Annotated in this window: 15 protein-coding genes; 3 read left to right on the plus strand and 12 right to left on the minus strand. The window is 29.3% G+C overall.

All coding sequences use genetic code 11. The features are described 5' to 3' along the window. Nucleotides 1–52: 52 nt before the first annotated feature. The 3 genes from H9W90_RS11525 (at nt 53) to H9W90_RS11535 (ending at nt 2,433) form a co-directional block, all read left to right on the plus strand. Entirely contained in the window at nt 53–1,030 is a 978-nt protein-coding gene (locus H9W90_RS11525; protein ID WP_187481741.1) for an aldose 1-epimerase family protein, read from the plus strand. Between the two features lie 127 nt (nt 1,031–1,157). Next, nucleotides 1,158–1,973, plus strand: coding sequence for a helix-turn-helix transcriptional regulator (locus H9W90_RS11530; protein ID WP_187481742.1), 816 nt, complete (start codon nt 1,158–1,160; stop codon nt 1,971–1,973). A gap of 85 nt (nt 1,974–2,058) precedes the next feature. After that, nucleotides 2,059–2,433 carry a VOC family protein gene (locus H9W90_RS11535; RefSeq protein ID WP_187481743.1) on the plus strand — a complete coding sequence of 125 codons (375 nt, stop codon included), beginning with the start codon at nt 2,059–2,061 and terminating at the stop codon, nt 2,431–2,433. Between the two features lie 113 nt (nt 2,434–2,546). On the opposite strand, the gene H9W90_RS11540 is transcribed toward H9W90_RS11535, so the two are convergent. From H9W90_RS11540 to atpB, 12 genes are all read right to left on the minus strand, one after another. Next, complete coding sequence (locus tag H9W90_RS11540; protein ID WP_187481744.1) at nt 2,547–3,689, minus strand: ATP-binding protein; 1,143 nt, start codon at nt 3,687–3,689, stop codon at nt 2,547–2,549. Between the two features lies 1 nt (nt 3,690). Next, complete coding sequence (locus H9W90_RS11545; protein WP_254712483.1) at nt 3,691–4,326, minus strand: HD domain-containing protein; 636 nt, start codon at nt 4,324–4,326, stop codon at nt 3,691–3,693. Nucleotides 4,327–4,329: 3 nt separating this feature from the next. Beyond that, a complete protein-coding gene (locus H9W90_RS11550; RefSeq protein ID WP_187481745.1) occupies nt 4,330–5,196 on the minus strand; it encodes an aldo/keto reductase in 867 nt (288 codons plus the stop codon). A 1-nt stretch (nt 5,197) separates the two neighbouring features. After that, the gene (locus H9W90_RS11555; protein ID WP_187481746.1) at nt 5,198–5,950 is read right to left on the minus strand and encodes an SDR family NAD(P)-dependent oxidoreductase; all 753 of its coding nucleotides are present in this window, start codon (nt 5,948–5,950) and stop codon (nt 5,198–5,200) included. Nucleotides 5,951–6,123: 173 nt separating this feature from the next. After that, nucleotides 6,124–7,065 (minus strand): hypothetical protein, encoded by a 942-nt coding sequence (locus tag H9W90_RS11560; RefSeq protein ID WP_187481747.1) that lies wholly within the window; start codon nt 7,063–7,065, stop codon nt 6,124–6,126. A gap of 101 nt (nt 7,066–7,166) precedes the next feature. After that, nucleotides 7,167–7,652 carry a hypothetical protein gene (locus tag H9W90_RS11565; protein ID WP_187481748.1) on the minus strand — a complete coding sequence of 162 codons (486 nt, stop codon included), beginning with the start codon at nt 7,650–7,652 and terminating at the stop codon, nt 7,167–7,169. Between the two features lie 140 nt (nt 7,653–7,792). Continuing rightward, nucleotides 7,793–8,659, minus strand: coding sequence for an ATP synthase F1 subunit gamma (atpG, locus tag H9W90_RS11570; protein WP_187481749.1), 867 nt, complete (start codon nt 8,657–8,659; stop codon nt 7,793–7,795). Between the two features lie 45 nt (nt 8,660–8,704). Further along, nucleotides 8,705–10,285 (minus strand): F0F1 ATP synthase subunit alpha, encoded by a 1,581-nt coding sequence (gene atpA, locus H9W90_RS11575; RefSeq protein ID WP_187481750.1) that lies wholly within the window; start codon nt 10,283–10,285, stop codon nt 8,705–8,707. A gap of 21 nt (nt 10,286–10,306) precedes the next feature. Beyond that, nucleotides 10,307–10,864 (minus strand): ATP synthase F1 subunit delta, encoded by a 558-nt coding sequence (atpH, locus tag H9W90_RS11580; RefSeq protein ID WP_187481751.1) that lies wholly within the window; start codon nt 10,862–10,864, stop codon nt 10,307–10,309. 7 nt (nt 10,865–10,871) lie between these two features. Then, on the minus strand, nt 10,872–11,372 hold the full coding sequence (locus tag H9W90_RS11585) for a F0F1 ATP synthase subunit B (protein ID WP_187481752.1): 501 nt from the start codon (nt 11,370–11,372) through the stop codon (nt 10,872–10,874). Nucleotides 11,373–11,468: 96 nt separating this feature from the next. Next, nucleotides 11,469–11,657, minus strand: a complete 189-nt coding sequence (atpE, locus tag H9W90_RS11590; protein ID WP_013993139.1) for an ATP synthase F0 subunit C — start codon at nt 11,655–11,657, stop codon at nt 11,469–11,471. 36 nt (nt 11,658–11,693) lie between these two features. After that, nucleotides 11,694–12,827 (minus strand): F0F1 ATP synthase subunit A, encoded by a 1,134-nt coding sequence (atpB, locus tag H9W90_RS11595; protein ID WP_187481753.1) that lies wholly within the window; start codon nt 12,825–12,827, stop codon nt 11,694–11,696. Between the last annotated feature and the right edge of the window lie 79 nt (nt 12,828–12,906).

Consider the following 12,906-nt stretch of genomic DNA (forward strand, 5'->3'; position numbering starts at 1 on the left):
AAGTTCATAACATCAAATTTTGCTACTTTAGCATTCTTATTATTTGATGTTTATGAAAAAGTACGCACTAGTATTCTTATGCTTTATTGTTTTTTCGAGTTGTAAAAATTCAGAGAAAACCAAAGAAATTATTGTTTCTAAAATTGAAAAAAAAGAAATCTACACTATTTCTAACGATTCAATTACAGTTTCTGTAAAGTCTTTTGGTGCAGAATTAACAAGTATAAAAAAAGCCTCAAAAGAATATCTTTGGCAAGGAAATCCTGAATTTTGGAAACATCAATCGCCTATTTTATTTCCTATTGTTGGTAGATTGGTAGATCATGATTATAATTTTAAAAACAAGAACTATAAAATGAATTTTCATGGTTTTGCGTGGAAAAGTGAATTCAATTTGATTAAAAAAACGCAAAAAAGTCTAACTTTTGAGTTACTTCCTTCAGAAAATTCTAGAAAACAATATCCTTTTGAATTCAAATTACAAATAGAATATGTTATTAATGGCAATATTTTAGATGTGAATTATTTTGTTGAAAACCCTGCTGAAAATGAAGATTTATATTTTTCAATTGGTGGACACCCAGCTTTTAATATTCCTTTAAAAAATGGACAACAAAGAGATGAATATCAGCTTGTTTTTGATAATGATTCTACACCAACTTCAAGAGATAAAGAAAGTGGATTATTTGTAGATACCTACACACAATTCTTCGAAAAACCAGGGATTTTACAAATTAAAGACAGTACTTTTATTGAAGGTGCTTTGGTTTTTAATCCAAATCCGTTTTCGAAAGCAACTTTAGTTCATAAACCTACAAAAGAAGAGTTTTTTACCATTCATTTTAAAGATTTCCCTTATGTAGGAATTTGGTCTCAAAAAGATCCAAAAACACCATTTATTGCCATTGAGCCTTGGTATGGAGTTGCAGATAATATTCATCATAATAAAGAATTTACACTAAAAGAAGGAATACAGATTTTAAAGCCTAAAAAGGAATTTCATTCTTCTTTTTCTGTGGAAGTTTATTAAAATTATAAATTAAACTTTTTTAAAAAACGTTAACTTCGTTTTACATCTATCATAATACACTTAAAATCAAACTATTACATCTAAATACTATTTATTAAAACACATTATTACAAAAGTAAATTAACTAATGAATCATAAAATATTTGAACCACAAAATAATTTAGCAGAATGGGTAAAATGTTATTGGACATTAGAAAGTGCTTTTGAAAATACGCCACTAAAGAATACCATTATTCCAGATGGAACAATGAAACTTATTTTTCATTATGGAGATACTTATAAACATTATCCAAACGAAAAAGAAAGTATAATTCTGCCAAAATGTTTTTTAATAGGCCAACTAACACGCCCTTACATTGTAGAACCTCTTGGTGTTACTGGTTCTTTTGTTGTTAGATTTCAGCCAAACGGATTTCTACCTTTTGCCAACATAAGTATTAAAGAAATCCAAAACACAGCTGTACCAATAGATAAAGTCTTTGGAAAAGATGGAGAAGAAATAGGAAACCAAATTTTAAACGCCAACTCTACTTCCGAAAGAATAAAATTAATTGAAACATTTTTGTTAAAAAAATTGACTGACAAAAATACTATAGACAATATTGTTAAGTCTACAGTAGATACAATTTTAAATGCCAACGAACAACTTTCTGTAAATGAACTTTCTAAACAGAACAATATTAATCGTAGACAATTAACTCGTAAATTTTCTTCAACAATTGGTTTAAGCCCAAAACAGCTTTCTAAAACTGTTAGAATTCAAAATACGTTAAAAACATTATTAACAAAAGAGGTTACAAGCCTTACCGAATTAGCTTATGAAAATGAATATTTTGATCAAGCGCATTTTATAAAAGATTTTAAAGAATTTACAGGGTTAACACCAAAAGAATTTTACGGTGAACAATTAAAGATGTCTTTAATTTTTGACAGTAAAAAGTAGTCTTGTCCCATTTTTACAATTTTATATTTTAATCTCTTAGCATATTTGCATTGCAATAAAGCAACAAAATATAAAAGAACGTAAAATGAAAAATGTAAATCCTGTAAACTGGTTCGATATCAATGTATCTAACTTAAAAAATGCAAAAGAATTCTATGAAACTGTTTTTAACATTAAACTTGTAGATTTTCCTATTCAATTTGGCAAACAATCTGGTTTCCCTTTTGATCCAAAAGGAATAAATATTACTGGCGCATTAGTAGAAAAAGAAAATTTTGTTGCAAGTAGTAACAATACCATTATTTACTTTGAATCTAAAGACTGTACAACAGAATCTAATAGAGTAGAAAAAGCTGGAGGTAAAATTATTAAACCTAAAATGTCTATTGGAGAGTTTGGCTTTGTATCTATATTGATGGATATTGATGGAAATATTATTGGTCTACATTCTAAAGAATAATTATTAGAAAGTACTTCTAAAAATTTATAAAAGCAATAGCGGTTTTGGATAACACCTAAACCGCTATTGCTTTTTAATTATTCTACTACAAATCTTATAAAACAAATTCATTACTAATTATACTTCACTTTTCTAATAATGCGTAAAGTTTCCTTATACTTTATGTAAGCAGTTTTATCATCTAAATTTTTAATATAATTTTTAGCTTTCTTCAATTGTTCTTCCACTTCTAAAAAACCGTGCAAATAACAAATTAAATAGTTTGTTGGTAATCTTAAAACATCTTCTTTTTCTATTGTAGAAAGTGATTTATTTCCTTGAATTTTATTGATAATTAAATTGCAATTATTAAAAATATGAATCATAATTTCATCATTAAAAACAGGTGGTTCAAACAAAAATTCTTTTACAATTGCGTGTTTGCCATTTTCTTTAAAATTGATAATTGTTTTTTCTAAAGGATAGTATTTTTCTTGTTTTTCTAGACCTAAAAAAATAAATTCTGTAACAATGAATGTATTTTTATTATAACTAATTTGTACATCATCTAATGCAGAAAAAAAGATTTGAACTTGCTCATTTATCAACTCAATATCTACTCTAGAAAAATATTCTTCTGCATTAATAATCTTTCTTTCTCCTGCCCAACACAACACAAATTGCTCATTAAAAACTTTATATTGTGGTTTATGTTCTGGCTTGTGTTTATTTATAAAGTCGAAAACGCCATTTAACGTTTGTTCTAAATTATTGCTTGCATTTATTTCAATTGCATCAACAATTTCTTTGTTTGTGTTTCTTAACTCAAAATTATGTCCTAAAAAAGGCATAGAATTGCTGCCTCTTCTATAAAAAATGGTGTCTTTTCTATATTTCCAAGCATTTTTTAAAAGTGATGTAATTTTATTATTTGGGTAAATAGTAACCAAACCTATTACTTTATGACGTGGTAAAGTAGGAAAAGGAACATTTTCATATTCAATTTTTGGTGGATTTTTTAAATACGCATTAACCAAATTCTGAATTTTAGAATCATCGAAAAAATCGACTCCAATAATTTTATTTTCTTCATCTTCAATACCAATTACAACATAAGAATTGTTTTCTGGGTTGGAATTAGAAAGTGCGCAGATGTGTTTTAAGAATTTTGCTTTTCCGTCTTTAGAACTTAAAGATAATTTTTGCTTTTTATCATAAAAACTATTCTCATCATTATGAGAAAGTAAATTTTTGATTAAAAGTCTTTTGTTAATCATTTTAATTATAACTATTTAATTCTTTTAGAAGGTTTTCTCTGGCTTGTTGTTCAAATAAATCTTGATATTTTTCTGTAAAAAATAATTTCTCGCGATTTAAAAATCCTTGTAGAACCTTTTTCCTTGCTGGTATGTATAAAAAATTAGGAAACATTCTATATTCCTTTCTTATCTTTTGAGTGTAATCTTCATAAAGATCCCAATTTTGACCTAAAATAGCCAAATCGAAATCTAATAAAAAAGCATTGTCTAAATCTTCATCAACAATAATTTTATGCTTTTGGGTAGATAAAATTAGGTTAGAAATCTTGTCTTTTTTCAATTCTTTAAAATTAAATTTCTTCAACTTTTTTAAAGCATATTTTGCACTTCTTTTTTCGTTTCTTTTAGATCTAGATTTGTAAATAATATCATGAAACCAAATTGCAAAAAGCACTTCGTCTAAATCGTTTATAAAAGCTTCATTTTCTTTAGCTAGATTTAGCATAGCTTCAATATGATCTAAATTATGATAATGCCTATTTCTTTCTGAATAACGTTTCTTTATTTTTTTTCCAACAGTATTTAATAAAGACAAATCTTTGCAATTTCTTTTACCTAATTCTAACCAATTTTTATTTAACTCTTGTATGTTCATATATTAGTCCATTTCTTCACCTTTACTAGCAACTAACAACTGGAACCAATCTTGTAGTTCTAAATCAATTTCTAATGCTTTATTTGCATCTAAAATACGTTGTTTATTTGTTGTGCCAATTACTGGCGAAACTTTTGCTGGGTGTTTTAAGATCCACGCTAATAAAAGTACGTCTATAGTAGAATTGTATTTTTCTGATAATACTTTTAAAACCTTTTTTATTCGTTTTGTTTGCGCATTTTCTTGTCTAAAAACACTTCCTAAAGGACTCCAACTCATAGCCTGCATTTCCTTTTGTAACATTTGGTCTAAAACACCATTTTGCATGGCACTATTTTGTGTAAGCGAAAACTCAACCTGATTTACAGAAACAGGAATTTTATCTGCTATTAAATCCACTTGAGAAGGTGTAAAATTAGACACGCCAAAATTGATTATTTTTCCGCTTTCTTGCAATTCTAAAACGGCTTCTGCAATTTCATTTGGTTGCATTAATGGACTTGGTCTGTGCAATAAAAAAGTGTCTAAATAATCTGTTTTTAAATTTTTAAGAGATTGTTCTGCAGACCAAACAATGTATTCTTTAGAATAATTATAATGTTTAATATGAGTTTTTCTCTGTTCATTTTCTAGCTGAATTCCACATTTAGAAATTAACTGAATATCTTCTCTTTGAAGTCCACTTGCTGCAAAAGCTTTTCCAAATTCGGCTTCTGTTGTGTAATTGCCATAAATATCTGCATGGTCGAAAATTGAGTTTCTGTTTTCTGTACAAAAACGAATCATTTCAACTTGTTCTTTAGTAGAGAATTTTTTACCCCAAATTCCCCAAGACATACAACCTATTATTATTTGTGAAGTTGGTTTCATGCTACTTTTTATTCATAATTGTTGCACTTGCTTGTGCTGTTGGATACACAACTAAATCTTCGATATTAACATGATAAGGTCTTGTTACTACAAAGTGAATAATATCTGCAATATCTTCTGCTTGTAAAGCTTTATAACCTGCATAAACCGATTTTGCTTTTTCAGTATCGCCTTTAAAACGAACTTCAGAAAATTCTGTTTCTACTGCTCCAGGATGAATTGCAGAAACACGTATGTTGTGTTTATTTAAATCTATTCTCATTCCCTTATTTAAGGCATCTACAGCATGTTTAGAAGCACAGTATACATTTCCATTCGGGTATACTTCTTTTGCTGCAATAGAACCAATATTTACTATATAACCATTGTTTCTCTCTGTCATTTGAGGAATGATAGCTTTTGAAACGTATAACAATCCTTTTACATTAATATCTAACATTGCATCCCAATCATCAATATCTCCATCTTGTATGGTAGATAAACCATGTGCGTTTCCTGCATTATTTATTAAAATATCTATTTGTTGAAAATCTTTTGGAAGCGATTTTACAGCTTTTTCAACTTCATTTCTTTTTGAAACATCGAATTGCAAAGTGGTAACTTCTGTAAATTTGCTTAATGCTGTTTTAAGTTCTTGTAAACGTTCTACTCTTCTGCCGCAAAGAATTAAACGGATGTTATTTTTTGCAAAAATTTCTGCAGTAGCTTTACCTATTCCAGAAGTTGCACCTGTTATAAAGGCTGTTGGTTTCATTTTAACTTTGTAAATTAATTATGTTTAAAAGTAAATAAATGGATTTTGGGAAACGATTTTTTTACTCTCAAATTTTCATCAAATTATAAACAAAGAAAAAACCGCTCTCTTCAGAGCGGTTTTCCTTTCAATTGACTATTGAAATAGCCAACCAAAAATCAACTAACCAAACTTTATTTTAAATTTCTTCTATTCTTTGTCTTTCTTTCTACTTTAGTACGTTTTCTATTGTTATTCCTTACAATATCTTTCGCTTCTTTTTTAGTTTTTTCACCTTTTAAATATTGTACAAATCCTCTTCCTGAAAAATCGTACGTTGTCTCTGAATCTAAATTATAAAGACGAATCTTTCCATCATTTATAACGCTCAATTCGAACTCTTCTATATCTCCACCATCATAATTAAGTGTTAATATTTTTAGGTCTTGATAACCCGTTACATCATACACTTCATATCCTCCAACGTAACTCCAATCTATAGAATCAACATGTGTGCCAAAGTTATCTTGAGAACTATAAAAAGTTGTTATATTTTCTGGAGTAAATGCTAAATAATTTTCATCATCAAAAGCATTTTGTACACCTCCATTTGTAGTTGTTTTTTCCCAAGCAACATATTCTTGTAAGAAATATTCTATGTTTTCATAAAACAATTTATCATAATCGAATGTGTTTGTTTGGTACCCAATTAGGTAATAACTTACATTTTGTCTGTAGTTGTATAATCTAATTTCATTATTAGAAATAATGGTTACATCAAAATCGTTTGCCCCATCTAAATCGTGATTTGTTTCTAAAACCCCAGAAAAAGTATCGTAAGTTCCCACGTCAATTCCTAAACCATTTCCTGTTCTACCAATGTCTACAATATTATTGTTTGCATATAATATTCCGTTTAAAAACGATAATGTAAATGCTTTAGACACATAAGGTATGTCTCCAGTTCCAGTGGTTCTATGATAATCTACATACCATAAATCGTAGTCGGAAACTACTCGTTCTAATGAAATCTGATTTTGAAAATCATCTTCGAAAGAGTCTTGAAAAACTGTAGTACATGAGCTAAATAATGCTCCTGTAAGTATAATTGCGAAAAGTAATTTTAATGATTTCATAAGCTTGTAATTTATGGTTATGCTTATGTAATTTCAAAATACGTGCCAAAAATAAAACCCATTCAAATTTGAATGGGTTTATATTGATTATCAGTACTTTATTACTGTTTTTTAACACTTGGATAAAAATCTGGTTTGGTTTGTTCTACGTTTTCAATTTTGTAGTATTTTGTTTTTTCGTCAATTTTATAACTAATAATTGCTTCATTTTCTTTCAATTCGAAAGGGAATTTATCGTTTACAGGAACTTTGTTATTGATTTCCATTTTAGAATCTGAATGTAAAATTACATCTCTATTTTGATTTCTTTTTTTTGATGTACTAAAATGAGCAGTTAAAAAAGTATTTCCTTTTTCTTCTCTAATTTCTACTTTTGTTGCTTTATTTAGAAAAAATAAAGAATCGAAAGCAATTGATGATTTTTCTGATAATCGAATTTCAACTCTAGTTCCACTAACTCCAGGCAAACCTCCTGTCCAGTGATTGTATACTGCAGATTCAATTTTAAAAGGCGGAGTCTTTACAATCTTTGTAGATCCACATTGAGAAAACCCAAATAAAATGGCTACTATCGATAAAATTTTCATTGTTTTCATTTTTATACTGTTTCTTAAATAAGTTTCAAATGCTATGCCAAGATATAAAAAAAGAGCTTATCATTAATTGATAAGCTCTCTATTATAGAATTTAATCTTCTAAAGTTTAGAAGAAAAATAAAAGATATTAATTAGTTATTTAACGCTTCTGCACCACCAACAATTTCTAAAATTTCGTTAGTAATTGCTGCTTGTCTTGCTTTGTTATAAGTTAACAATAAATCGTCTCTTAAATCAGTAGCATTATCAGTTGCCTTATGCATTGCAGTCATACGTGCACCATGCTCAGATGCAAAACTGTCTCTGATTGATTTGTATAATTGAGTTTTTAAAGATTTTGGTATTAATGCTAATACTATTTCTTCTTTAGATGGCTCAAAAATATAATCAGAATTAACTGCATTTGCATCTCCTCCTTCAATTGGTTTTATTGGTAAAAACTGCTCTACTTGTGGAATTTGAGTTGCTGCGTTTTTAAATTGATTGTAAACAATTTCAATTTTATCATAGCTACCATCTACATATAAGTCCATTAACTTTTCTGCAATTTCAGCAACGTTATTAAAAGTTAAATTGTCGAATATGTCATTTCTATTATCAATAACTTTGTATTGTTTAGATAAAACATCTGCTGCTTTTTTACCAATTCCAAATATCTCTACTTGTTTATCGGCATATTTTGCTGCAATTGTTTTTACAACTTCTTTAGTAATAGAAGAGTTAAAACCACCACACAAACCTCTATTAGAGCTAATAACAACAATTAAAACTTTAGAAACTTCTCTTTGTGTAGAATACGTTCCTCCAGCATCACTATCTAAAGTTGCACTTAAATTTTGCAACAATTCAGTTAGTTTAGATGAATAAGGTCTCATTGCAGTAATTGCATCTTGGGCTTTTTTTAACTTTGCAGCAGATACCATTTTCATGGCAGATGTAATCTGCATTGTAGACCCAATTGAGGTAATTCTATTACGTATTTCTTTTAAGTTTGCCATCTACTTTAGTATTTGGTAATTATAGTTTTTAATCTATAATTTAGATTATTTTGCAAAATGAGATGAAACTTCTTTAGCTGCTGCTGTTAAAGTAGCAATTACTTCATCTGTTAATTTACCAGATTTTAAAGTATCTAAAGTATCTCTATGCTTTGCATTTAAATAATCGATATAATCTCTTTCGAACTTTTTTACTTTTTCTACAGGTACATCTTTTAGTAAGTTTTTAGAACCTGCATAAATAATTGCAATTTGGTCTTCTACTGGATAAGGATCATTTTGAGCTTGTTTTAAAATTTCAACATTACGTTGTCCTTTAGAAATTACACTCATTGTAGCTGCATCTAAATCTGAACCAAACTTTGCAAACGCTTCTAATTCACGGTATGCTGCTTGATCTAATTTTAAAGTACCAGATACTTTTTTCATAGATTTAATCTGTGCATTACCTCCAACACGAGATACAGAAATACCTACGTTAATTGCTGGTCTTACACCTGAGTTAAATAAATCTCCATCTAAGAAAATTTGTCCATCTGTAATCGAAATTACGTTTGTTGGAATATATGCTGATACATCTCCTGCTTGAGTCTCAATAATTGGTAATGCAGTTAAAGAACCTCCACCTTTTACAATTCCTTTGATAGAATCTGGTAAATCGTTCATTTCACTTGCAATTTTATCATCATTAATAACTTTTGCAGCTCTTTCTAATAATCTAGAGTGTAAGTAAAATACATCTCCTGGATATGCCTCACGTCCTGGTGGTCTTCTTAATAATAAAGAAATTTCACGGTATGCAACAGCTTGTTTTGATAAATCATCAAAAATAATTAAAGCTGGTCTTCCAGAATCTCTAAAATATTCTCCAATTGCAGCTCCTGCAAATGGTGCATATACTTGCATTGCTGCAGGATCTGATGCATTTGCTGCTACGATTGTAGTATAAGCTAACGCTCCTTTTTCTTCTAACATATTTGCAATTGCTGCAACTGTAGAAGCTTTCTGACCGATAGCAACATATATACAATATACTGGCTCACCAGCATCGTAAAATTCTTTTTGATTTAAAATAGTATCTAAAGCTACTGTAGATTTACCTGTTTGACGGTCTCCAATAATCAACTCACGTTGACCTCTACCTACAGGAATCATTGCATCAATAGATTTAATACCAGTTTGTAACGGTTCTGTTACTGGCTCACGATAAATAACTCCAGGAGCTCTACGCTCTAAAGGCATTTCGTAAGTGGTACCTTGTATAGGTCCTTTCCCATCTATTGGGCTACCTAAAGTATCTACAACTCTTCCAACAATTCCTTCACCTGCTCTTAAAGAAGCAATACGTTCTGTACGTTTTACCGTAGAACCTTCTCTAATTGAAGTTGAAGCTCCTAATAATACAACACCTGCATTATCTTCTTCTAAGTTTAATACGATACCTTCCAATCCGTTTTCGAATTCTACCAATTCACCATATTGTACATTAGAAAGACCATACACACGTGCAATACCATCTCCTACTTGTAAAACAGTTCCTACTTCATTTAAAGTTGCTTTTGCTTCAAAATTTGTTAACTGTTGCTTTAAAATTGCTGATACTTCAGCTGGTTTAATACTTGCCATCTTTTATAATTTGATGTATAATTAAATTTTTGGAATAAAATGACTGTTGTCAAATTCCTTTTTCAATTCGTTTAAATAGTTAGAAATACTTGCATCATATTGCACATCTCCAACACGTAAAATAAATCCTCCTAAAATAGCTGGATTAATTACGTTCTCTAAATTTGCTTTTTCGCCGGTTAAAGCTACAATTTTATCTAAAACTTGTTTTTCTATTTCTGTTGATAATGGAACAGCTGTAGTAACTTTAGCTACTTGCATGTGCTTATCAAAATCGTAGATTATTGCATATTTTTTTGCAATAGAATCTAACATAGAAATTCTTTTATTATCTTGTAATAATTGAAATAAACCAAGTGTAATATTATCTACTTTCCCATCAAATAAAGCAGTTAAAACTTTCATTTTATCTGAAGACTTTACAATAGGGCTTCTTAACATTACTTCAAATTCATCATTTTCAGCAATTGTATTTGCTATAAATAACATATCGTCATTTACTACAGTTTCTGATTTAGAATCTTTAGCAAGATTTAAAATTGCTTTTGCGTAACGTAGTGCTGCTCTTGAGTCTTTCATGCTCTACTTAATTTAAAGTAACATCTTTTAAGATTCCTTCAACTAAATCTAGTTGATCTTTCTTATTAGATAATTCTTTTTTAATTACAGATTCTGCTATACCTATAGATAATTCTGCAACATTTTTTTTAATTTCTGCTAAAGCTGCTTGCTTTTCTTGCTGAATAGAAGCTTGTGCTTTTTCTATTAAAGAAGCTGTTACTTCTTTAGCATCTTCTTTAGCTTCTGCAATAATATTATTACTAATATCTCTTGCATCTTTCATCATTGCATCTCTTTCTGCTCTTGCTTCTTTTATAAGTTTTGCATTGTCTGCTTGTAAGTTTTGCATTTCTTTACGTGCATTTTCTGCAGCTGCTAAAGCATTTTCAATACCTGATTCTCTTTCCTCTAAAGATGTTAAGATTGGTTTCCAAGCAAACTTTACCATTAAAGCAATTAAAGCTAATAATAAAATTGTTGATACTGCAAATAACCCTGGTGAAAAATCGTTTAATAAAGTTTCCATTCTATTAACTAATTTATTTTTTTATTCTTTTTGTTTAATTAAAAATAGGTTCTGTAACCAACCGTTACAGAACGCTATTTTTTGTTTTTGTTTGGATTATTTTCCTAAGAATAATGCACCAAATGCTAAACCTTCTAATAATGCAGCGATAATAATCATTGCTGTTTGAATTTTTCCAGTTGCTTCTGGTTGTCTAGCAATACCTTCCATTGCTTTTCCACCAATTTGACCTAAACCAATTCCTGCTCCGATTACGATTAATCCTGCTCCAATTAAATTGTACATAATAAATGTATTTTTATTAAATTAAACAAACTTTCACTAATGATGCTCAGGCTCTGCTACTGCCATACCAATAAATAATGCTGAAAGCATTGTAAAGATATACGCTTGTAAAAAAGCTACTAAAACCTCAATTAATAATATAAAAAATGATAACACAAATGACAATCCTGTTGCACCTACAACCCCTAGAGATTCTTTTAAGGTGAACATAATTGCAATTAGACTCATTACCACAATATGACCTGCTGATATGTTTGCGAACAAACGTACTAATAATGAAAACGGCTTAATTATTAAAGCTCCAGCTAATTCTATAATTGCTAAAACTGGTCTAATTAAAACAGGAACTCCTGGCATCCACAACATGTGCATCCAATAGTCTTTGTTTCCACTAACTGTATAAATTACTAATGTAAAAATTGCTAAACATGCTGTTACTGCTAATTGCCCTGTAACGTTAAAACCTAATGGTGTTAAACCTGCTAAATTTAAAACCCAAATAAAGAAGAATACAGTTAATAAATACCCTGTAAATCTCCTGTAATGCTTATCACCAATATTTGGTCTTGCAATTTCATCTCTAACATATAAAACTAAAGGTTCTAAAACTCTAGCAAAACCTGTTGGCACTTGTTTCGTTTTATATTGTTTTGCCAATCTAGAAAACCAGAATAACAATAAGAAACCAATTAATAGAATTCCTACTGCACTTTTGGTAATAGAAAAATCTAATACTTTATGTGCGTTTGTAGCATGGTGTGTTTCATCAAAAGAAACAGTTGAAGCTCCTTTATCTAATTCTAAAATTTTACTATGAACTTTAGCAAATTTTAATCCTTTCTTTTCAACAATTACATGACCATCGTCATTATGGTGAAATTCTGATGACATAAAAGTAACCAAACCTTCACTTGTCCATAAAATTATTGGTAATGGAAAACCTACATGTTTTCTCTCTCCAGTATCTGAAGTATAAGAAAACAACGAAAAATCGTGAGAATCTTTAATGTGATGAAGTATATACTCCTCTACCTCTGTCTTGGTATTAACACGACCACCATCATTTTGGTTGTCTTGTTTTTTATCAGATCCTGAAGCAAAACTAACCGTTGTAAAAAGGGTTATTGCTACTATTGTAAGAAACTTGATTGTTTTTTGTGCAATCTTCATTGTTAAAATACGCTTTCTAAATTCGGCGCAAAAGTACGCAATAATTCAAAAATACAAAGTCTTTTTTATGAATTATTTC

This window comes from Polaribacter pectinis (genome assembly GCF_014352875.1).
Classification (GTDB): Bacteria; Bacteroidota; Bacteroidia; order Flavobacteriales; family Flavobacteriaceae; genus Polaribacter; species Polaribacter pectinis.

Coding starts and splice junctions, on each gene's coding strand:
- H9W90_RS11525 (WP_187481741.1), top strand. CDS start 53: ATGAAAAAGTACGCACTAGTATTCTTATGCTTTATTGTTTTTTCGAGT.
- H9W90_RS11530 (WP_187481742.1), top strand. CDS start 1,158: ATGAATCATAAAATATTTGAACCACAAAATAATTTAGCAGAATGGGTA.
- H9W90_RS11535 (WP_187481743.1), top strand. CDS start 2,059: ATGAAAAATGTAAATCCTGTAAACTGGTTCGATATCAATGTATCTAAC.
- H9W90_RS11540 (WP_187481744.1), bottom strand. CDS start 3,689: ATGATTAACAAAAGACTTTTAATCAAAAATTTACTTTCTCATAATGAT.
- H9W90_RS11545 (WP_254712483.1), bottom strand. CDS start 4,326: ATGAACATACAAGAGTTAAATAAAAATTGGTTAGAATTAGGTAAAAGA.
- H9W90_RS11550 (WP_187481745.1), bottom strand. CDS start 5,196: ATGAAACCAACTTCACAAATAATAATAGGTTGTATGTCTTGGGGAATT.
- H9W90_RS11555 (WP_187481746.1), bottom strand. CDS start 5,950: ATGAAACCAACAGCCTTTATAACAGGTGCAACTTCTGGAATAGGTAAA.
- H9W90_RS11560 (WP_187481747.1), bottom strand. CDS start 7,065: ATGAAATCATTAAAATTACTTTTCGCAATTATACTTACAGGAGCATTA.
- H9W90_RS11565 (WP_187481748.1), bottom strand. CDS start 7,652: ATGAAAATTTTATCGATAGTAGCCATTTTATTTGGGTTTTCTCAATGT.
- atpG (WP_187481749.1), bottom strand. CDS start 8,659: ATGGCAAACTTAAAAGAAATACGTAATAGAATTACCTCAATTGGGTCT.
- atpA (WP_187481750.1), bottom strand. CDS start 10,285: ATGGCAAGTATTAAACCAGCTGAAGTATCAGCAATTTTAAAGCAACAG.
- atpH (WP_187481751.1), bottom strand. CDS start 10,864: ATGAAAGACTCAAGAGCAGCACTACGTTACGCAAAAGCAATTTTAAAT.
- H9W90_RS11585 (WP_187481752.1), bottom strand. CDS start 11,372: ATGGAAACTTTATTAAACGATTTTTCACCAGGGTTATTTGCAGTATCA.
- atpE (WP_013993139.1), bottom strand. CDS start 11,657: ATGTACAATTTAATTGGAGCAGGATTAATCGTAATCGGAGCAGGAATT.
- atpB (WP_187481753.1), bottom strand. CDS start 12,827: ATGAAGATTGCACAAAAAACAATCAAGTTTCTTACAATAGTAGCAATA.